The organism is Polaribacter sp. R2A056_3_33, from assembly GCF_019278485.1.
Lineage (GTDB): Bacteria > Bacteroidota > Bacteroidia > Flavobacteriales > Flavobacteriaceae > Polaribacter.
This window is the reverse complement of sequence record NZ_CP058984.1, coordinates 2,158,149-2,179,090: the sequence shown is the minus strand read 5'-3', so window position 1 is coordinate 2,179,090 and position 20,942 is coordinate 2,158,149. Positions and strand designations below refer to the sequence as shown.

Genomic DNA, 20,942 nt, shown 5'->3' with positions numbered 1-20,942 from the left:
AATTTGTTTTTTTTAATAAAACATTGTAGTCCGTACGGGAATCGAACCCGTGTTACATGGATGAAAACCATGCGTCCTAACCCCTAGACGAACGGACCAGAACAATTAAGTATATCCTAATTGCGGCTGCAAATATACAATGTTTTTTAATTCTCACAATAGTTTTAGAAAAAAAAATGATTTTTTTTCTAAATTAATATGCTTTTGCAAAAAGAACTCGTTTAGAAGACGGTTTTCCTGTTAAAACACAAACACCAGCCTCTTCCTTAGCATCATTAGGTATACATCTAATTGTAGCCTTGGTATATTCTTTTATTCTATCTTCTGTTTCCTCTGTACCATCCCAATGGGCAGATACAAAACCACCAGTATTTTTAATCGCTTTTTTAAACTCTTTAAAATCGTCTACTACAGTTGTATGTTCTTTTCTAAAGTCGATTGCCTTATTAAACAAGTTCTCTTGTATCTCTTCTAAAAGGTTCTCAATAAAAGAAACAGCATCATCTTGTGCTACGATTTGTTTTTCTAAAGTATCTCTTCTAGCAATCTCTAAAGTACCATTTTCTAAATCTCTATTTCCTATTGCAATTCTTACAGGCACTCCTTTTAATTCGTATTCAGCAAACTTAGCTCCTGGTCTATATGTGTCTCTAGTATCAAACTTTACAGAAATTCCTTTTGAACGTAATTCTTTTACAATTACATTCATTTTTTCGGAAATAGCCTCTAATTGATCATCTCCTTTGTAAATTGGAACAATTACAACTTGAATAGGCGCTAATTTAGGAGGTAATACCAAACCTAAATCATCGGAATGTGTCATAATTAACCCACCAATTAAACGTGTAGAAACTCCCCAAGAAGTAGCCCAAACATGTTCTTGTTTTCCTTCTTTAGAAGTAAACTTCACATCAAATGCCTTTGCAAAATTCTGACCTAAGAAATGACTTGTTCCTGCTTGTAAAGCTTTTCCGTCTTGCATTAAAGCCTCAATAGTATATGTATCTACTGCTCCAGCAAAACGTTCGCTATCAGATTTTACACCTTTTACCACTGGCATAGCCATAAAGTTTTCTGCAAACTCAGCATAAACATCTTGCATCTGCTTAGATTCTGTTATAGCTTCTGCTTCTGTTGCATGAGCAGTATGCCCTTCTTGCCATAAAAATTCTGCTGTACGTAAAAACAAACGTGTACGCATTTCCCAACGAACTACATTTGCCCATTGATTTATAAGTAAAGGTAAATCTCTATAAGATTCAATCCACCCTTTATAAGTATTCCATATAATTGCTTCAGAAGTTGGTCTTACCACTAATTCTTCTTCTAATTTAGCTTCTGGGTCTACTCTTAATTTACCTGGATTTTCAGGGTCGTTTTGTAAACGATAATGTGTAACAACAGCACACTCTTTAGCAAAACCTTCTGCATTTTTTTCTTCTGCTTCAAATAGACTTTTAGGCACAAGTAAAGGAAAATAAGCATTTTCATGCCCAGTTTCTTTAAACATTCTATCTAGTTCTGCTTGCATTTTTTCCCAGATGGCATAACCATAAGGTTTAATAACCATACAACCTCTAACGGCAGAGTTTTCAGCTAAATCCGCTTTCACTACTAACTCGTTATACCACTTAGAATAATCGTCGGCTCTTTTTGTTAAATGTTTACTCATAATCAAAAGTTTGGCACAAATATTGTAACCTTTATTGTGTAAATGTTTGTTAAAAATTAGTTATAATATACGAAAACAACACAAAACTACTATAAATTAAAGAGTTTTAACTACATTTAATTAATAAAATAAGTATTCATCTAAATATATTCATTATGAAACTAAAATATACAAATCTTAACCTAAGCCAACTATTAACTATACTAACAACTAGTTTAGTATTGGTTTCTTGCGGTACTTACCAAAGTGCGTATAATAATGATGGTATTTATGGTAGCGATACAGCAAATAATGAAAATAGAAATGTAATCTATGTTGACCAAGATGAATATGATGATTACAATGATAATTATTTTTTAAACAAATTAAATAGTTTAGAAAATGTAGATAATAACGATGTTTTTACAGATGTTGACAACTACAATTCTGCAGATACCATTTATATTGATGAAGCCGATATAGATGAAACATTAAACTATAAATCTAACCAACCTTGGGGGCAAAACAGCAACAACGATGTAGCTGTAAATATAAATGTAATTGAAAGTCCATATTGGAATAATTATTACGGTTATAATTACTACGATACTTGGGGTTATAGAAACTGGAATTATAGAGGATATGCTTGGAATCATAATCCTTATTGGCATCCTTACCATAATTATTATGCTTGGAATATAGGTTTTTATTCTCCTTATTATTACCAACCTTATCATTATGGGTATACTAACAGATACAGAAATTACAATAATAGGTATACTAATAATACCTACAGAAACAATACTTACAGAAGAAGAGCAACTAACAATAGTACATATAGGAGAAGTAGTACCATTAATTCTAGAAACAGAAATACAACAAGTAGAAGAAGTAGCACCGTAAGTAGACGACCTACAAACACTACAAGTAGAAGAACTAGTACAACAACAAAAAGAAGCACAACTCCTACAAGAAGTACTAGAAGTAGTACTTCTACACGAAGCAGCGGAACAAGAAGTAGTAGCACAAGAAGCAGCGGGACTAGAAGTCGATCTACAACAACAAGAAGAAATAATAGCGCAAGCGTAAATAACAATACAAATAATAGAAACAATAGGCAAGTTGTAGTTGTAAGAAGAGCATCATCACCTTCTACTACTAGAAGTTCTAATTCATCAACAAATAGAAATACTAGCAGAGCTGCAACAACTAGAAGCTCAAATTCTACAAGAAATACATCAACTAGAAGTAGAACCAATACTTCTAGTAGAAGTAACAATACATATACACCATCTACAAGAAGTTCGTCTTCAACTAGATCATCATCTACAAGAAGTACTCCATCTAGATCTTCATCAACAAGAAGCACACCAACTAGAAGTTCTTCTACCAGAAGTAGTAGCTCTAGTAGATCTTCTTCATCCTCATCTAGAAGAAGAGGATAAGAAAAGTTTTACAATCTTTAAAAGGTAACAAACAAATACTAGTATGAAAAAAATTATAACGATAGCTATCTTATTCGCAGCAACAGTTACGTCTTATTCTCAATCTTTAAGATACCAAGATTTGGGAGTTTTATTTTCTAAGAATGATGATAATGGCTCAGCCCGATTTACAGCAATGAGCGGCGCTTTTGGCGCATTAGGAGGAGATGTTTCTGCAATGAGTGTTAACCCTGCCGGTATTTCTGTATTTACAAATAGCTATTTTACAGGAACTATAAATTCTAGAAATACAGATATTTCTGCAAAATTTGGAGACGCTAACTTTAACGATAGAAGAAAAACAACAACTGATAATAAATATTTCAACCTTTCTCACGCCGGTGCTGTATTAGTTTTTGACAGTGCTTACAAATCTGACTGGAATAAATTTGCAATTGGTTTTAACTATAGAATTACTAACGATTTTGAAGACAGTTTTTCTGCACAAGGAAATGAAGCTGTTACTAGATTTGACACAAACCCTCGTAATCCAGGTACCATATACAATTTCACAGATGGTCAACTTTACGACACAAATTACAACGGAGAAACAACAGAGTTAAACATCGCTTTCTCATCAGTTCATCGAAACAAACTACATGTAGGTTTAGGACTTAATTTTTATGATTTAAACTTCACACAACAATCTGTTTTAACAGAGTTAAATAGTGATGAAGACGGCAATATCCTTGACGTAGAATTATATCAAGAAAACCTTACAACAGGAACAGGTTTCTCTGCAAACGCAGGATTTATTTATAAAGCCAATCAAAACTTCAGATTTGGTTTAGCTTACCAAACACCAACTTGGTATACCGAAATCTTACAAGACACAAATTACAACCAAGACAGTAATATTGATATTGGAGAAACAGCTTTTTTCCCGGATGAAGTTTACTCCTTTTCTGAGAACAATCCTCGTCAATTTATATCTTATAAATTAAAAACACCGAGTAAAATAACCGCAAGTGCCGCTTTTATTTTTGGGAAAGATGGTTTAATTAGTTTAGACTACATCAACAAAAATTATAAAAACATAAAATTATCCAACGGTGATTTTAATGTTGAAAATGAGTTTTTTGAAAACGACTTAAGAAACACACATTCTCTTAATATTGGTACAGAATGGCGTATGGATAGATTTAGTTTAAGAGGTGGTTATAAATTTGAGCAAGATCCTAGCAAATCATCTATAGCCTCAGATAATTTAAAAGGATATTCTTTAGGTGCAGGTTACAACTTTGGGAATATGAAATTAGACTTTTCTTTTAGCGATAATAATAGAACTGGTGTTTATAATTTATACTCAAACCTTAATACTGCAGTAAATCCATCAGAATTAAAAATAGACAATAAAACGATTACAGCATCGATTAGTTTTAATTTGTAAACGATAACAACATCTTATAAAAAATCCGCTTGTAGATACAACTAGTATCCGCAAGCGGATTTTTATTTAACATATCAAAAACAATTCTATCTCCCTTTTTTCCCTTAATTTTGCAAATCAATATTTAGCACCATGCAAGACGTAAAAATAACAGTTCAAGAAACGACAAATAATACCATTATAAAATTTAACACTAATCAAATTTTAATCAATGGAGGAAGTTATGAGTATAATAATATAGATGAAGCTAAAAACTCACCTTTAGCGCAAGAGTTATTCTACTTACCTTTTGTAAAAAAGATTTTTATTACCGCAAATTTTATTGCTGTACAACGCTATGACATTTTAGAATGGATAGACGTACAAGAAGAAGTTAAAGAACAAATTGAAGCGTATTTAAATGACAATGGCGTTGTTGTAAACGAATCTCCAACTTCTAAAAAAGAAGCTATAGAGGTTTATGCAGAAGCAACTCCAAACCCATCTGTAATGAAATTTGGAAGTAGTAAATCTTTAACACAAACAGATGTTGAGTATAAAAATATAGATGAAGCTAGCAAATCATCTCCCCTAGCACAAGCAATTTTTAATTTCCCATTTGTAAAGGAAGTATTTATTTCTGACAATTATGTTTCTGTTACCAAATACGATATGGTAGAATGGAATGATGTTTATGCAGAAGTAAGAACTTTTATTCGTGAATATTTAGTTTCTGGAAAAACGATTATTAAAGAACTACCTACCGAAGAAAAATCAACATCAGAAAACAAAATACCTGAACCACAAGTAGCATTAGAAGGAATTCCTGCACAAATTTCAGATATTTTAGATGAATATATTAAGCCTGCAGTTGCAAGTGATGGTGGTAATATTGCTTTCCGTTCTTATGATGAAGAAAACAAAATAGTACGTGTAGTTTTACAAGGAGCCTGTAGTGGTTGCCCTTCTTCTACCGCTACTTTAAAAAACGGAATAGAAAGCTTATTAAAAGAAATGTTACCAAATCAGATTAACGAAGTAGTAGCAATTAACGGATAAACTTGCAATACGCACTATGCTTTAAAAACTCTTAAAGTATAGTGCCAAAAGCTTAAAGAAAAAATAATGTCAGCAGAAAAAATAAACCCTTACAAAGATTCTAAACTTGGCAAAAAAGAGCAAGTTGCTCAAATGTTTGATAATATTTCTGAAAACTACGATGGCTTAAACAGAGTAATTTCTTTAGGAATTGATGTTAAATGGCGTAAAAAAGTAGTAAAAATTGTTGGACAAAACAATCCGAAACAAATTTTAGACATTGCTACAGGTACAGGAGATTTAGCTATAATGATGGCTGCTTTAAACCCAGATAGAATTGTAGGTTTAGATATTTCTGAAGGAATGTTAGAAGTAGGAAAACAAAAAATTGCAAAAGCGAACCTTTCTGATAAAATAGAAATGGTTGTTGGTGATTCTGAAGAAATGCCATTTGCAGACAATACTTTTGATGCGATTACAGTTTCTTTTGGCGTTCGTAATTTTGCTAATTTAGATAAAGGAATTAAAGAGATTGTTAGGGTTTTAAAACCAACCGGTGTTTTGGTTATTCTAGAAACTTCTAACCCAACAAAATTCCCTTTTAAACAAGGCTACAAATTATATACTAATTTATTTTTACCTGTTGTTGGTAAATTATTTTCTAAAGATAAAGTTGCCTATTCATATTTATCAGAATCTGCAAATTCTTTTCCTTTTGGAGAAGCTTTCAACAATATTTTACAAAAAAATGGGTTTAGACATACAGAAGATACACCAGTAACTTTTGGAGTTGCTACAATTTATACTGCAAGTAAATAATGATGAGTAAGAAATTTATAATATTCAGTTTTTTCCTTTTAACTTCTATCGCTTTTTTTGCGCAGAGAGAAAAAGTGGAATACCTACCTACTTTTGATCAAAGAAAAATACATTATGGTTTTTACCTTGGTTTAAATCAGAATGATTTTAAATTTAGTTACAATAACAATTCTGGCGTACCAGATGCAGACATTACAGTAGAACCTTCAGTTGGGTTTAACGTAGGTTTAATTGCAGATTTACGTTTGCATAAAAATATAAACTTACGCTTAGAACCAGGTTTAATGACCAACTCAAAGAAAATATACTTTAACCACTTACCTACCCCACAAGATAGTGTTAGAGAGGTAAGTTCTACATACCTACATGTTCCATTAATCTTCAAATTTAGTACCGATCGATATAAAAACATTAGACCTTATGTATTAGCGGGAGTTTCTTACGACTATAATTTTTCTAGTAATGAGGAAGGTGAAGATAATTCTGGAGGACAATTTAGAACAAAAACTAGTAACTTTATGTACGAGGTTGGAGTTGGTATAGATATTTACTTATATTATTTTAAATTTTCTCCTTCTATACGTGGTGTTTTTGCGCTACCTAGTGAAGTTAAATATGACAATGACCCTAATAGTGCTTGGACAGCTCCAATAAACTATATGGGAACACGTGGCGTCTTTCTTACCTTAGCTTTTGAATAAGTAAGTATTTAGTTGTAAATTAAAAAGAAAGGAGCAAACTTAGCTCCTTTGCTAAAAAACCTACAATTAATAACTTCTTTTAAATTCACTCAACAGAATAGCTGTTGCAGTGGCTACATTTAAACTTTCCGTTTCTTGAATATCTCCAAATCTTGGAATAGAAATCTTATGAGTAATTAGTTTTTTAATGGTATCTGAAACACCATTTGCTTCATTTCCCATTATTAAAACCCCTTCTTTTGGCAAACTTGTTTTGTATACATTTTCACCATCCATATCTGCTATAAAAGTTGGTTTTTGGGTTTCAGACAAATATTCAGTTAAATCTACATAACGAATAGATATTCTAGTTAAAGACCCCATACTTGCTTGCACTACTTTTTGATTATAACAGTCTACAGTGTCTTTAGAGCAAATTAATTCAGCCACACCAAACCAATCGCATAAGCGAATAATAGTACCTAAATTCCCTGGATCATTTATAGCATCTAAAGCTACCGTTAAACCTCTATCTGAATCAAGTTTTTCGTCAGGTATTTTAAATATACCTAAAGCCTTATTTGGTGTTTTTAAATTGCTAATTTTCTTCAAATCAACTTCAGAAACACGAACTATTTTTTCTTCTAAAACATCTGAAGAAAAATCATCCGTACAAAAAAGTGTTTCAAGTTCAAATGTAGAGTTTAAGATTTCTTGCACAACCTTTATACCTTCCGCTATAAATAATTTATGCTTTTGTCTATACTTTTTTTGAGATAAACTTGTTATTAATTTAAATTGATTTTTTGAGATACTCATTAATTGATTGTAATTGGAAATAAACCGCCGAAAAATACTATTTTTGAATTTGATAGCACTGCTAAATTAATGAAAAAACTTTCTTTATCCCTTTTATTATTACTCCTTTTTGTTTCATGTAATTCTACAAAGAATGTTGCGGAAGGAAAACACATGCTTACTCAAAATTATATATATGTAGATAGTGTAAAAAATAATAGTAGTGATATTCAAAAATACATTCTACAAAAACCCAATCCAAAGTTTTTAAACTTACCTGTTGGTTTGTATTTTTATAATATAGGAGATCCAAACAAACCTAAAACGCCTGCTACATGGGGAGAAAAAAACCTACGTTCTTATAATTTTATTAAAAATGTTTTTTCTGAAAAACAAAGTATTGCATACGCAAAAACTTTTATCGGGTTAAATAGATGGTTTTTAAATTATCAGGGGCCCGTTATTGTTAGTGAGAGAAAAGTAAAAAATACCGAAAATAACTTATTAACCTATTACAAAAACCAAGGTTATTTTAAATCGAAAGTAACATCAGACATTACTAGGGATTCAATCAGTAAAAAAGCTACAGTAGCATATAGAGTAAGCAAAGGAAAACCTACGCTTTTAGATACTATAAATTTTAAAATAGAGTCTTTAGTGTTAGATTCCATTTACAGAAATACAAGTACACCATCTCTGTTAAAAAAGGGAAACCAATATAACGACAAAGTATTTAGAAATGAAGCAAGTAGAGTTTTAAAGCTATTTAGAAATAATGGAATTTATAATTTTACGGAATCTGCTTTAGGGTTTTATGTAGATTCTACAAGAACGGATAACAAAACAAATGTAGATTTCTTAATTTCTGGAAACAGACTGCAAGAAACAGACGGCGCCTATATTAACACCCCTTACAAAGTACAAAAAGTAACAGAGGTAAACGTTACTACAGATTATTCATTTACAAAAAAAGGGGAACCTCTAATAGACTCATTAAAGTACGATGGAATTAACTTTTTAGCTCACAGAAAAATTAAATACAATCCAAAATACTTATCTCAATCAATATTCTTAAAACCAGGAAGTATTTACAAAGACACCTTAAGAAACTTAACAAGAAATCATTTAAAATCACTTAAAAACTTTAAATCTACCAATATAAAATTCACTCCAATTTCAGGAACTGATAATGAATTAAAAATGGATATCTTTTTAGCACCTATAGAAAAATTTACTTTAGGCCTAGAAACAGAAATAACACATTCTAACATTAGAGAAATTGGTTCTTCTGCAAAGTTTTCAATTACAAATAGAAATGCATTTAGAGGTGCAGAGTTACTAAAGTTATCTTTTTTAGGATCTTATTTTAACTCAAACAGTGGTCCTGGTTGGGAATTTGGTGCCGATGCTTCTTTAGAAATACCAAGACTTATTGCTCCTTTTGGATTAAATAAATTAGTTCCTAAAGAAATGTCACCAAGAACCTTGTTTTCTATTGGAACTAGTTTTCAGAAAAATATAGGCTTAGACAGACAAACATTTACCTTTTTATCTGATTATAAGTGGCAGTATAATGCAAAAAAAACAATTCAATTAGAAATCTTAAACACACAATATATTCAAAACTTAAACATTAGTAGTTATTTTGATATTTATAGTTCGGAATTTTCGAATCTAGATGATGTTGCTGAAGCTTATGATACCGCTAATAATATTACTACCAATACTAACTATCCGCTTTCTACGGATATAAATGATCAGGTACCAGAAGCATTAGCTTTTATGAGAAAGGTTGCCAATGATACTGGTTTTAAAACAACAAATTCTGACGAATACAACGATGCTTTAAATATTTTAAATAGATATAATATTATAACATCCGATTTCTTAATCCCTGTGCTAGCCTATTCATTTACGTATAATAGTCAAACAAATTTTAATGATAACAATTTCTCATTCTTTAAAGTAAGACTTGCAAATTCTGGAAATGCCTTAGGGTTACTATCAAACAAAACAAATGTAAATAACAAAAAAACACTTGCAAACATACCACTAGCACAATACTTTAAAACTGATTTAGAATATAAGAAATTTTGGGATGTTGGTGGTAACTCAGTATTTGGAATTAGAACTTTTTTAGGTGCAATTATACCTTATGACAATTCAGATATCCCTTTTACAAAAAGTTATTTTGCAGGAGGTTCTAATGATATTAGAGCTTGGCAAACTTATGAATTGGGTCCTGGAAGTAGAAATACAGGACTAGAATTTAATGTAGGAAGCCTTAAATTTTTAACCAGTGCAGAATACAGGTTTGATGTGGTTAGCAAATTAAAAGGAGCTTTATTTATTGATGCAGGTAATATTTGGGACATTACCGGTTCTGAATTTGTTGATGAAGAATCTAAATTCAATAATGTATCATCTCTAAAAGATATTGCCGTAGGTACTGGATTTGGAGCTAGATTAGATTTTAGTTTTTTAATTTTACGTTTAGATGTTGGCTTTAAAACTTATGAACCTTATTTAACTGGTAATAAATGGCTTAAAAACTACAACTTTTCTAATGCTGTTTATAATATAGGTATTAACTATCCCTTCTAAATTAGAAATAAAACCTATAACGTTTTCGTTATTTTATGCTTACATTCAACTGTATTTTTAGTACTTTTGATAAGTAATTAATGATTAAAATATACAAACATGAGTCATAATATAAAGCCAGGTGTTGCAACTGGATCAGAAGTTCAAGCTATTTTTAATTTTGCAAAAGAAAAAGGTTTTGCTTTACCGGCAGTAAACGTTATTGGATCTAACACTATTAACGGTGTTTTAGAAACAGCAAGAGATTTAAATGCTCCTGTAATTATTCAGTTTTCTAATGGTGGTGCACAATTTAATGCAGGAAAAGGTTTATCTAACGAAGGTGAAAAAGCTGCCATTGCTGGTGGTATAGCTGGTGCAAAACATGTACATGAATTAGCAGTTGCTTACGGAGTACCTGTTATTTTACATACAGACCACTGTGCTAAAAAATTATTACCTTGGATAGACGGATTATTAGATGCTTCAGAAAAACATTTCGAAGAAACTGGTAAACCTCTTTATAGCTCTCACATGATCGATTTATCTGAAGAGCCTTTAGAAGAAAACATTGAGATTTGTAAAACATATTTAGCTCGTATGAGTAAAATGGGTATGACTTTAGAAATTGAATTAGGTATTACAGGTGGTGAAGAAGACGGTGTTGACAACAGTGATGTTGATGAGTCTAAATTATACACACAACCAGAAGAAGTTGCTTATGCTTATGAAGAGCTTTCTAAAGTAAGTGATAAATTTACAATTGCTGCAGCTTTTGGTAACGTTCATGGTGTTTACAAACCAGGAAACGTTAAATTAACTCCAAAAATCTTAAAAAATTCTCAAGAATTTATTACTAAGAAATATGGTGTTGAAGAAAATCATATCGATTTTGTATTTCACGGAGGATCTGGTTCTACATTAGAAGAAATTAGAGAAGCTATTGGTTACGGTGTTATTAAAATGAACATTGATACAGATATGCAATATGCTTTTATGAGCGGAATTAGAGACTATATGGGAGAAAAAGCAGATTATTTAAAATCTCAAATTGGAAGCCCTGATGGACCTGAATCTCCAAACAAAAAATATTACGATCCAAGAAAATGGTTACGTGAAGGTGAAGCAACTTTCATTACACGTTTAAAACAAGCATTTTCTGACTTAAACAACGTAGATACTTTATAAAAGCAATCTATAAAATACTTTTAAAAAGCACTTTGATTAAAATCAAAGTGCTTTTTTTATGAGTTTAGACATCAAAAAGGATACTTTTAAGAAAAAACTTTTACATTTGCGGTTCTAATTTTGTTTACATAAATTTAGAAATAACCTAAAACACAACAACTAGTATGGCTTGGTTTAAAAGAACGGATAAAGGAATACAAACTTCTACAGAAGATAAAAAAGACACTCCAAAAGGGTTATGGTACAAAACACCTAGTGGAAAAATAATAGATACAGAAGAATTAAAAAGAAACTTATATGTAAGTCCAGAAGATGGGTACCATGTAAGAATAGGTAGTAAGGAATATTTCGAATTATTTTTTGATGAAAATAAATTTAAAGAATTAGACGCTAACCTTACCTCTAAAGATCCTTTAAAATTTGAAGACACAAAAAAATATCCAGATAGATTAAAAGCTGCTCAAGAGAAAACAAAATTGAACGATGCTGTTAGAACAGCCGTAGGTTTGTCTTTAGGAAAAGAGATTGTAATTGCAGCCATGGATTTTGCTTTTATTGGTGGATCTATGGGATCTGTAGTTGGAGAAAAAATAGCAAGAGCTATCGATTACTCTATTAAAAACAAGATTCCTTTTTTAATGATTTCTAAATCTGGAGGAGCAAGAATGATGGAAGCTTCTCTTTCATTAATGCAATTGGTAAAAACATCAGCAAAATTAGCACAATTAGCAGAAGTAAATATCCCATATATTTCTTTATGTACAGATCCAACAACAGGTGGTACCACAGCTTCTTATGCAATGTTAGGAGATATTAACATTGCAGAACCAAATGCATTAATTGCATTTGCAGGACCAAGAGTTGTAAAAGATACTACAGGTAAAGATTTACCAGAAGGTTTCCAAAGATCAGAATTTGTTTTAGAACATGGTTTCTTAGATGCTATCTACGAACGTAAGAACTTAAAAAAACAGATTAATCTGTATATCGATTTAATACAAAACATACCTGTTAGAGCATAATTTAAAACTTCTTTATTAAAGGTTTAAAACCAAGTAACCTCTTAGTTTTAAACCTTTAAACAGATTATTAAACATATTACAAAGAGCTAAATAATCTATATATTTTACTATCTCAAATTAAAAAAATAATCATACCTTTGCAGCTTCAATGAAAATATCATTGATATACATAATAATCATTTAAATAATATTGGAATGTATTTAACTAAAGAAGTAAAAGAAAGCATCTTCGAGAAACACGGTAAAGGAAAAAACGATACTGGTTCTTCAGAAGGTCAAATTGCATTGTTTACACACAGAATTAACCATTTAACTGGGCACTTAAAAAATAATCGTAAAGATTATAACACAGAGCGTTCATTAGTAATGTTAGTTGGTAAGCGTAGAAGTTTATTAGATTATCTAAAGAAATCTGATATTTTAAGATATCGTGCAATTATTGCAGAATTAGGAATTAGAAAATAATTCTTATAGAAAAGAGGGGCTATAAACGTTCCTCTTTTTTGTTTTTAAATTTTAAAGCATTCCTTTAGAATAGTAAAAATTATTCTCACTAAACCGAGATAGAAAAAGGTATTAAATTCTGACTAACAAACAGAATCTATATAAAAAAGGTTAAATTAGTTAACCTCATTCCTGCAAAGGCAGGAAAAAAAATCAAAAATAGTAACAGCATTTTTGAATTTCCATTGCAACAACGTACAACAACACAACAACAAACAAATTAAAAATTTAGAATTAAAATTTATGATTCCAAAAGTATTTAGAGAGGTTATAGACCTTGGAGATGGAAGAACTATCTCATTAGAAACCGGTAAATTAGCAAAACAAGCACACGGTTCTGTTGTTGTTCAAATGGGTAAAGCAATGTTATTATGTACGGTAGTTTCTAACTACAAACAATCTGACGTTGATTTTTTACCACTTACAGTAGATTATAGAGAAAAATTTGCAGCTGCAGGTAGATATCCAGGTGGTTTCTTTAAAAGAGAAGCAAGACCAAGTGATGGAGAAGTATTAACAATGCGTCTTGTAGACCGTGTTTTACGTCCTTTATTCCCAAAAGATTATCACGCAGAAGTACAGGTAATGATCCAATTAATGTCTCATGATGATGACGTTATGCCAGATGCATTAGCAGGTTTAGCAGCATCAGCAGCTATTCAGTTATCAGATTTCCCTTTCGAATGCCCAATCTCTGAAGCAAGAGTAGGTAGAGTAAACGGAGAATTTGTAATAAACCCAACAAGAGCACAATTAGCAGAATCAGACATCGATATGATGATTGGAGCATCTGCAGATTCTGTAATGATGGTTGAAGGTGAAATGGATGAAATTTCTGAAGAAGAAATGGCAGATGCAATTAAATTTGCACATGAAGCTATTAAAGTTCAGTGTGCTGCTCAAGTTGCATTAGCTGAAGCTTTCGGTAAGAAAGAAACTAGAATTTACGAAGGAGAAAGAGAAGATGAAGAGTTAGCTGCAAAAATTAACGAACTTACTTACGATAAGTGTTATGCTATAGCTAAAAAAGGAACTTCTAAAGTAGAGCGTACAAATGCTTTTGCTGAAATTAAAGAAGAAGTTAAAGCATCTTTTACAGAAGAAGAGTTAGCAGATTATGGAGATTTAGTAGGTAAATATTTCAACAAATCTCAAAAAGCAGCAGTTAGAGAATTAACTTTAGCAGAAGGTTTACGTTTAGATGGACGTAAAACTACAGATATTAGACCAATTTGGTGTGAAGTAGATTACTTACCATCTGTACATGGTTCTTCTATCTTTACGCGTGGAGAAACTCAAGCATTAGCAACGGTAACTTTAGGAACTTCTAGAGATGCAATGAAAATAGATATGCCATCTTATGAAGGTGAAGAAAATTTCTATTTACACTATAACTTTCCTCCTTTTTGTACAGGTGAAGCTAGACCATTAAGAGGAACATCTCGTAGAGAAGTTGGTCATGGTAACTTAGCACAACGTGGTTTAAAAGGAATGATTCCAGCAGATTGCCCTTATACAGTAAGAGTTGTTTCTGAAGTATTAGAATCTAACGGTTCTTCTTCTATGGCAACTGTTTGTGCTGGTACAATGGCATTAATGGATGCAGGTGTTAAAATGATAAGACCAGTTTCTGGTATTGCTATGGGATTAATTTCTGATGGAGATCGTTACGCAGTTTTATCTGATATTTTAGGTGATGAAGATCACTTAGGAGATATGGACTTTAAAGTTACTGGTACTTCAGAAGGAATTACTGCATGTCAAATGGATATTAAAGTAAAAGGTCTTTCTTATGAAATTTTAGTGAATGCCCTAAAACAAGCAAGAGATGGTCGTTTTCATATTTTAGGTAAAATTACAGATACTATTGCAGCTGCAAATGAAGATGTAAAAGCGCACGCTCCTAAAATGGTTAACAGAAGAATACCTAATGAATTAATTGGTGCATTTATTGGACCAGGAGGTAAAAACATTCAAGAATTACAGAAAGAAACAGAAACTACAATTGTAATTACTGAAGATCCTGTAACAGAAGAAGGTATCATTGAAATTTTAGGTACTAAACCAGAAGGAATCGAAGCAGTTATTGCTAAGATTGAGTCTATGTTATTTAAACCAGAAAAAGGTTCTGTATACGAAGTAAAAGTTATCAAAATGTTAGATTTTGGTGCTGTTGTAGAATATACTGAAGCTCCTGGTAACGAAGTTTTATTACACGTAAGCGAATTAGCTTGGGAACGTACAGATAATGTATCTGATGTTGTTAAAATGGGAGATATTTTAGATGTAAAATACTTTGGTTTAGACCCAAGAACACGTAAAGAAAAAGTTTCTAGAAAAGCTATTTTACCAAAACCAGAAGGTTTTGTAGAAAGACCACCTAGAGATGATAAACGTTCTGGAGGACGTGATAACAGAAGTAGAGATAATCGCGGACGTGATGACAGAAAACCTAGAGCACCAAGAAAAGAAGAATAATTTCTTTTTTTAATTGATATTAAAAATCGCCAATTAATTTTGGCGATTTTTTTAGTTTATAGGGTATTTGTAGATTGCTTTTATTTTCTTTGCAGCCAATAATGAAATTACAACATATTACATATTTATCTTTAGGAACAAACCAAGGTAACAAACTTGAAAACCTGCAAAATGCTATTCACTCTATTGATGATCGCATTGGTGGTATTCAAAAAATATCCTCTATCTACAAAACTCCAGCCTGGGGATTTGATGGAGACGATTTTTTAAACATTTGTATAAAAGTAGCCACTAATTTAGAACCAGAAACCTTAATAAATTTCCTTTTAGAAATAGAGGAAGAATTAGGCAGGCAACGCTCTTCACTAGAAGGGTACCAAAACAGAAAGATAGATATCGATATTTTACTATATGATGCCGAAATAATTTTATCTCAAGCATTGATAGTACCTCATCCTAAAATGTTACAACGAAAATTTGTAATGCTGCCTCTAGCAGAAATAGCTGCATCAACGATTCATCCCTTAGAAAAAAAAGACATTGCAGTATGTTTACAGGGTTGCGATGACCCATCAGAAATTGAGAAATTAAATGAAGTTTTAGAAAGACCTATTCCTATTTCTGAAAAGTATAATTATATTGCTATTGAGGGGAACATTGGAGCTGGTAAAACAACTTTAGCCAACTTACTCTCAAATGATTTTAATGCTAAAATGGTACTAGAACGTTTTGCAGACAACCCTTTTCTTCCTAAATTTTACGAAGATAAAGAACGATATGCATTTCCTTTAGAAATGAGTTTTTTGGCAGATAGATATCAACAATTAACCGATGATTTAGCGCAGTTCGACTTATTTAAGAGCTTCATTATATCAGATTACTATATTTTTAAATCTTTAATTTTTGCCCAAGTAACATTACAAAAAGAAGAATATCTATTATATAGAAAAATGTTTGATTTAATGTACAAAGAAATAACAAAACCAGACTTGTACATTTATCTATTTCAAAATACAGAACGTCTTTTAGAAAACATTAAAAACCGAGGAAGATCTTATGAACAAAACATAGAACCAGAATACCTAAAAAGGATTCATAATGGATATAAAAATTTTATTAAGACTGAAAAAAGTTTAAATTTACAAGTAATAGACGTTTCAGATATGGATTTTCTTAACAATCAGGATGATTACAAGAACATTGTTAACAAAATAAAGCAATTCTAAAAAAAAATATATATTTTTGCGGGAATCATTCCCCTATATTATTTAAAACAAAAAATCAAATTAAAATGAGGAGAATTATACTATTTATTTTATTGAGCAGTACTATTATAGCTCAATCATTCGGTCAATCTACCGAAAAAAACATCATAAACACAGACAGTACCGAAGTAAAAGGTAAGGACATTATTAAAGACAATAACACCTGGGCAATTGGTGGTGGTTTTAGTAATTTTATCATGCATGGAGATTTACGTTCTATAAGCGTTGCTGATGATTCTAATTATTGGAATTTCGGTGGTTATATATATGTAGATAAAATGTTCAACCCAATCTTAGGTTTAGAACTTAAAGCTACATATACTAAAATGTCTGGAGGAGTACAATCATTCTCAAATGGATATTCTCTTAGATATGTACCAAATAATGTTATTAGTGATGCTGATTTTCGCTTTGAAGGTAGATCTTACGGTGCTGAGTTAAATTTAATCGTAAGTTTTACAAATATGTTTAAAAGAGAATCTACTAAATGGCATGCTGCAGGATATTTTGGAGTTGGATATCATCAATATGATTCTGCTCTTTATAAAACGGATCCAACAGGAGCAACACCAGATGAACTTTTAGTTGACTTTGGTTACAACCGTGATAGAAATAGTGTAAATGAAGCAAGTTCTATCTTTTTATCTGCACAACTAGGGGTAAAAAGAAAAATAAGTAGAAGATTAGATCTAGAATTTAGAACAGGTATGTACTTTAATAATGAAGATCATTTAGACGCAGCTGTTTCTGATAAACAAACTTGGGAAAGCTTTTTTGTGACTAGTTTAGGAGTTGTTTTTAAATTAGGAAAGAAAAAAGAATACATTATATGGGCTGCTGAAGAAGCTCCTGGAGCACAATTTAAAATTGTTGATACAGATAACGATGGTGTAATGGATGAATTAGATGTAGAGCCAAACACTCCAAAAGGTGCAATGGTATATGGTAACGGTCAGGCTGTAGACACAGACGGAGATGGTTTACCAGATTACAAAGATAAATGTCCTTTAGAATATGGACCACTATCAAATGAAGGTTGTCCTTTAAATATAGATACAGACGGAGACGGTGTAATGGATGCAAAAGATTTATGTCCTAATACTCCAGGTCCAGTAGAAAATAGAGGTTGTCCTAAACAAGAAGCAGTAGCTCCTGTTAACATTACACAACAAATTGGATTATTAGCAACTAGTATTTACTTTGACACCAATAAAGATGTAATTAAGTTAGTGTCTTATAGTACTATTGATGAAATCGTAGGACTAATGAAACAAGTACCAGATGTAAGATTTGTTATTGAAGGTCATACAGATGATAGAAATAGTGATAGATACAACTTATATTTATCTCAAAGAAGAGCAGAAAGTGTAAGAAAATACATGATCAAACAAGGTATTGCTAACGAAAGATTAGAACCTAAAGGTTATGGTGAATCTAGACCTAAATTCTCTAACGAGAATGCTGGAGGTAGACAATTAAACAGAAGGGTTGAAATTAAACCAATAAATGCGAAAGTACCAGTAGAAGTACTTCAAGAATAATTACCACATTATTTTATAAAAAAGAGGCTACTGATGTAGCCTCTTTTTTTTTGCAGTATCAAACAATATTGAATGGAATTTCACAAAACCGAATTTTATTATTAACACAAAAAGCCATTACTCCTAAAAAGAGTAATGGCTTTTATTAAAAATATAACTGTCTTTTTTAAAGTAATAAAAAATGAAATACATAATTAATTTTACTTTGTTCAGAATCTCACAAAACATTTAGACAATATTCTATATTTACTTAAAACACAAATTAAAGTTCTTACTAATTGTAATAAACAGAAAAAGGTTATCCAAAATAATTGGACAACCTTTTTTATAAAAATAAATGTGCTTTTATTTCAGCTCTAATTTCTCTGCAAAATAATCACAAAAGTCACGCATAGTAGCACTCATTTTCTGATCATCAGTTGCACGTTCAAATGAATCTGCCATAGACACTAATGTCTGATGATAAAACTGTTTCATTTCATCTACAGGCATCTCTTTTGTCCATAAGTCCATACGCAAAGTATCTTTTTTCTTATGATCCCAAACAGAAATCATAATCGCTTTGGATTCTTCATTATCTATACCACCATCTTTTGCTGTCCAGTAAATTTCTTCTGGGACTTTGTTTTCATCTAAACCAATTTCAAAATTAATTTGTGAATTATGTTTTATTGACATTATTTTTTAGGCTTGTAATTTGATTTTTGGAATAATTCCTCAAAATCAATAATTAATAATTCTTGCAAAGATACATCATTATTTTGCATAAAAGACTTCACAATCTGCCACCCTAACCACGCACCAATTCTTCCTGGAGAATCATTATCATTCTGTAAATAAAATTTAGAAAAGGGAGCATTGTCTAAAAACCTCTTATTTAAGGCTGTTTCTGTGCTAAATAGCAACTTTCTTTCTACAAAATATTTCCAAATATTTTCTTCATTGGCAATAGCCCAGTCTAACTTTTCACTTGAATACCCAACTTTAAATTGATCTGAAATGGTAGGCAAATATAAATCTAACGCATACAATTTCTTTCCTTCATGAATCATTTTTGATAAAAAACTTCTATTAGGTAATGCTACAAATTGCTTTTCTATCATAGAATTTGCTACATCAACGACTATATTTTCTTTGGTATTGTTTTCTTTGATGTATTTTGGATAATCTGCATAAAATCTGTGTGTTTTCCCTAAGTACACATCCAAAGAAATAAACAATAAACTATCTGCATAAATCACTCTACTATTATAATCTATATTAGAAATCATAGTAACCACATCGGGAGCTTTAAATTTGGTATTATAATATTTAACATGCTTAAAAAGAGAGGTTAATTGAGATTCTAAGGGAGAAATATCTGCATATAACTTTTGAGTCTCTAAAAATAATTCTTGCTCATCTTTATCGGCTATTTTTAAAATAGCCAAACTATCTGAAAATGATTTTGGAAATAAATAAGGATATTTATTTTTAAGCGCAGGTAATGTATTTACTGTTGAATTATAAAAATCAACTTCGTATCTTTTTGTGGTAAAATCAATATTTACTGTAGAAACATCAATTTGAGTGTTTTTTTTATCAGAACACGAAAAAAACACACATAAAACCATTAAAATCATAAAATAAAATCTCATATTCTTTGTACCTTAGTCATTAAATTTAAGAACGCTAAAAATACTAAAATAGTTTATCAATGAAGACTGAAAAGGTTGCCGAATACATTATAAAATGGCTAAAAGATTATGCTGAGAATGCAAAAGTAAAAGGTTTTGTAGTTGGAGTTTCTGGCGGTATAGACTCTGCCCTTACCTCTACTTTATGTGCTAAAACTGGTTTACCTACTTTATGTGTAGAAATGCCAATTCATCAATCTCCAATTCAGGTTAGTAGAGCACAAGAGCATATTACACAATTAAAAAATAATTTTGATAATGTTTCTGATGTTTGCGTAGATTTAACTTCTACTTTTGATGATTTTAAAAATGTAGTGCCCAATGTAGAACCTTCTGCAAAAGTAGATTTGTCTTTAGCAAATACAAGAGCTAGACTTAGAATGACAACTTTATACTATTTAGCAGGTCTACATAGCTATTTAGTAGCTGGAACAGGTAATAAAGTAGAAGATTTTGGCGTTGGATTTTACACCAAATATGGTGATGGTGGTGTTGACTTAAGTCCTATTGCAGATTTAATGAAATCTGAAGTATATGCATTATCTGAGTTTTTAGAAGTACCAAACTCCATACAAAAAGCACAACCAACAGATGGGTTATTTGGGGATAGCAGAACTGATGAAGATCAAATAGGTGCTTCTTATGATGAATTAGAATGGGCCATGGTGATGCAAGAAAAAGGAAAATCTGAAAATGATTTTTCTGGAAGAGATCTAGAAGTTTTTAAAATTTACACAAGATTAAATAGAATTAACCAACATAAAATGTTACCAATTCCTATTTGTGAAATTCCAAATGAAATAAAATAGAAACATAAAAAAAGCCTTAATTCTATTAAATTAAGGC

Annotated in this window: 17 protein-coding genes and 1 tRNA gene; 13 read left to right on the top strand and 5 right to left on the bottom strand. The window is 31.1% G+C overall.

The annotated features are described in order from the left end of the window. Positions 1-26 precede the first annotated feature (26 nt). Together H0I29_RS09125 and proS are read right to left on the bottom strand one after the other, a co-directional pair. Positions 27-98 (bottom strand) — tRNA-Glu (locus H0I29_RS09125). 95 nt (positions 99-193) lie between these two features. After that, positions 194-1,672 carry a proline--tRNA ligase gene (gene proS / locus H0I29_RS09120; protein ID WP_165733746.1) on the bottom strand — a complete coding sequence of 493 codons (1,479 nt, stop codon included), beginning with the start codon at positions 1,670-1,672 and terminating at the stop codon, positions 194-196. Positions 1,673-1,827: 155 nt separating this feature from the next. Here proS and H0I29_RS09115 point away from each other — a divergent pair, with 155 nt between their 5' ends. The 5 genes from H0I29_RS09115 to H0I29_RS09095 all read left to right on the top strand — a co-directional run bounded on the left by H0I29_RS09115 (position 1,828) and on the right by H0I29_RS09095 (position 7,062). After that, a complete protein-coding gene (locus H0I29_RS09115; RefSeq protein ID WP_218752040.1) occupies positions 1,828-3,096 on the top strand; it encodes a hypothetical protein in 1,269 nt (422 codons plus the stop codon). 43 nt (positions 3,097-3,139) lie between these two features. Then, a complete protein-coding gene (locus tag H0I29_RS09110; protein WP_218752039.1) occupies positions 3,140-4,525 on the top strand; it encodes an OmpP1/FadL family transporter in 1,386 nt (461 codons plus the stop codon). Positions 4,526-4,657: 132 nt separating this feature from the next. Then, entirely contained in the window at positions 4,658-5,563 is a 906-nt protein-coding gene (locus H0I29_RS09105; RefSeq protein ID WP_218752038.1) for a NifU family protein, read from the top strand. Between the two features lie 66 nt (positions 5,564-5,629). Then, positions 5,630-6,361, top strand: coding sequence for a bifunctional demethylmenaquinone methyltransferase/2-methoxy-6-polyprenyl-1,4-benzoquinol methylase UbiE (ubiE, locus tag H0I29_RS09100; protein ID WP_218732468.1), 732 nt, complete (start codon positions 5,630-5,632; stop codon positions 6,359-6,361). Next, entirely contained in the window at positions 6,361-7,062 is a 702-nt protein-coding gene (locus H0I29_RS09095; protein ID WP_254712601.1) for a porin family protein, read from the top strand. The genes ubiE and H0I29_RS09095 overlap by 1 nt, the downstream gene beginning before the upstream one ends. Positions 7,063-7,128: 66 nt before the next feature. On the opposite strand, the gene H0I29_RS09090 is transcribed toward H0I29_RS09095, so the two are convergent. After that, the gene (locus H0I29_RS09090) at positions 7,129-7,860 is read right to left on the bottom strand and encodes an RNA methyltransferase (protein WP_218752036.1); all 732 of its coding nucleotides are present in this window, start codon (positions 7,858-7,860) and stop codon (positions 7,129-7,131) included. Positions 7,861-7,929: 69 nt separating this feature from the next. Here H0I29_RS09090 and H0I29_RS09085 point away from each other — a divergent pair, with 69 nt between their 5' ends. The 7 genes from H0I29_RS09085 to H0I29_RS09055 all read left to right on the top strand — a co-directional run bounded on the left by H0I29_RS09085 (position 7,930) and on the right by H0I29_RS09055 (position 18,420). Next, positions 7,930-10,443: a BamA/TamA family outer membrane protein gene (locus H0I29_RS09085; RefSeq protein ID WP_218752034.1), complete on the top strand. Its 2,514-nt coding sequence runs from the start codon at positions 7,930-7,932 to the stop codon at positions 10,441-10,443. 99 nt (positions 10,444-10,542) lie between these two features. After that, positions 10,543-11,610, top strand: a complete 1,068-nt coding sequence (gene fbaA / locus H0I29_RS09080) for a class II fructose-bisphosphate aldolase (protein WP_208891027.1) — start codon at positions 10,543-10,545, stop codon at positions 11,608-11,610. Positions 11,611-11,774: 164 nt separating this feature from the next. Next, entirely contained in the window at positions 11,775-12,632 is an 858-nt protein-coding gene (gene accD / locus H0I29_RS09075) for an acetyl-CoA carboxylase, carboxyltransferase subunit beta (protein WP_165733754.1), read from the top strand. 195 nt (positions 12,633-12,827) lie between these two features. Beyond that, positions 12,828-13,097: a 30S ribosomal protein S15 gene (rpsO, locus tag H0I29_RS09070; RefSeq protein ID WP_068449458.1), complete on the top strand. Its 270-nt coding sequence runs from the start codon at positions 12,828-12,830 to the stop codon at positions 13,095-13,097. Between the two features lie 282 nt (positions 13,098-13,379). Beyond that, positions 13,380-15,614: a polyribonucleotide nucleotidyltransferase gene (locus H0I29_RS09065; RefSeq protein ID WP_218732465.1), complete on the top strand. Its 2,235-nt coding sequence runs from the start codon at positions 13,380-13,382 to the stop codon at positions 15,612-15,614. A gap of 101 nt (positions 15,615-15,715) precedes the next feature. Beyond that, positions 15,716-16,840: a 2-amino-4-hydroxy-6-hydroxymethyldihydropteridine diphosphokinase gene (gene folK / locus H0I29_RS09060; protein WP_218755154.1), complete on the top strand. Its 1,125-nt coding sequence runs from the start codon at positions 15,716-15,718 to the stop codon at positions 16,838-16,840. 65 nt (positions 16,841-16,905) lie between these two features. Next, positions 16,906-18,420: an OmpA family protein gene (locus H0I29_RS09055; RefSeq protein ID WP_218732463.1), complete on the top strand. Its 1,515-nt coding sequence runs from the start codon at positions 16,906-16,908 to the stop codon at positions 18,418-18,420. Positions 18,421-18,765: 345 nt separating this feature from the next. Here H0I29_RS09055 and gldC read toward each other — a convergent pair whose 3' ends face one another. Further along, positions 18,766-19,098 carry a gliding motility protein GldC gene (gene gldC / locus H0I29_RS09050; protein WP_165733758.1) on the bottom strand — a complete coding sequence of 111 codons (333 nt, stop codon included), beginning with the start codon at positions 19,096-19,098 and terminating at the stop codon, positions 18,766-18,768. Then, on the bottom strand, positions 19,098-20,057 hold the full coding sequence (gene gldB, locus H0I29_RS09045) for a gliding motility lipoprotein GldB (protein WP_218755153.1): 960 nt from the start codon (positions 20,055-20,057) through the stop codon (positions 19,098-19,100). The genes gldC and gldB overlap by 1 nt, the downstream gene beginning before the upstream one ends. Before the next feature lie 59 nt (positions 20,058-20,116). Here gldB and nadE point away from each other — a divergent pair, with 59 nt between their 5' ends. Beyond that, complete coding sequence (nadE, locus tag H0I29_RS09040; RefSeq protein WP_218755152.1) at positions 20,117-20,905, top strand: NAD(+) synthase; 789 nt, start codon at positions 20,117-20,119, stop codon at positions 20,903-20,905. The last annotated feature ends 37 nt before the right edge of the window (positions 20,906-20,942 follow it).

Coding starts and splice junctions, on each gene's coding strand:
- proS (WP_165733746.1), bottom strand. CDS start 1,672: ATGAGTAAACATTTAACAAAAAGAGCCGACGATTATTCTAAGTGGTAT.
- H0I29_RS09115 (WP_218752040.1), top strand. CDS start 1,828: ATGAAACTAAAATATACAAATCTTAACCTAAGCCAACTATTAACTATA.
- H0I29_RS09110 (WP_218752039.1), top strand. CDS start 3,140: ATGAAAAAAATTATAACGATAGCTATCTTATTCGCAGCAACAGTTACG.
- H0I29_RS09105 (WP_218752038.1), top strand. CDS start 4,658: ATGCAAGACGTAAAAATAACAGTTCAAGAAACGACAAATAATACCATT.
- ubiE (WP_218732468.1), top strand. CDS start 5,630: ATGTCAGCAGAAAAAATAAACCCTTACAAAGATTCTAAACTTGGCAAA.
- H0I29_RS09095 (WP_254712601.1), top strand. CDS start 6,361: ATGATGAGTAAGAAATTTATAATATTCAGTTTTTTCCTTTTAACTTCT.
- H0I29_RS09090 (WP_218752036.1), bottom strand. CDS start 7,860: ATGAGTATCTCAAAAAATCAATTTAAATTAATAACAAGTTTATCTCAA.
- H0I29_RS09085 (WP_218752034.1), top strand. CDS start 7,930: ATGAAAAAACTTTCTTTATCCCTTTTATTATTACTCCTTTTTGTTTCA.
- fbaA (WP_208891027.1), top strand. CDS start 10,543: ATGAGTCATAATATAAAGCCAGGTGTTGCAACTGGATCAGAAGTTCAA.
- accD (WP_165733754.1), top strand. CDS start 11,775: ATGGCTTGGTTTAAAAGAACGGATAAAGGAATACAAACTTCTACAGAA.
- rpsO (WP_068449458.1), top strand. CDS start 12,828: ATGTATTTAACTAAAGAAGTAAAAGAAAGCATCTTCGAGAAACACGGT.
- H0I29_RS09065 (WP_218732465.1), top strand. CDS start 13,380: ATGATTCCAAAAGTATTTAGAGAGGTTATAGACCTTGGAGATGGAAGA.
- folK (WP_218755154.1), top strand. CDS start 15,716: ATGAAATTACAACATATTACATATTTATCTTTAGGAACAAACCAAGGT.
- H0I29_RS09055 (WP_218732463.1), top strand. CDS start 16,906: ATGAGGAGAATTATACTATTTATTTTATTGAGCAGTACTATTATAGCT.
- gldC (WP_165733758.1), bottom strand. CDS start 19,098: ATGTCAATAAAACATAATTCACAAATTAATTTTGAAATTGGTTTAGAT.
- gldB (WP_218755153.1), bottom strand. CDS start 20,057: ATGAGATTTTATTTTATGATTTTAATGGTTTTATGTGTGTTTTTTTCG.
- nadE (WP_218755152.1), top strand. CDS start 20,117: ATGAAGACTGAAAAGGTTGCCGAATACATTATAAAATGGCTAAAAGAT.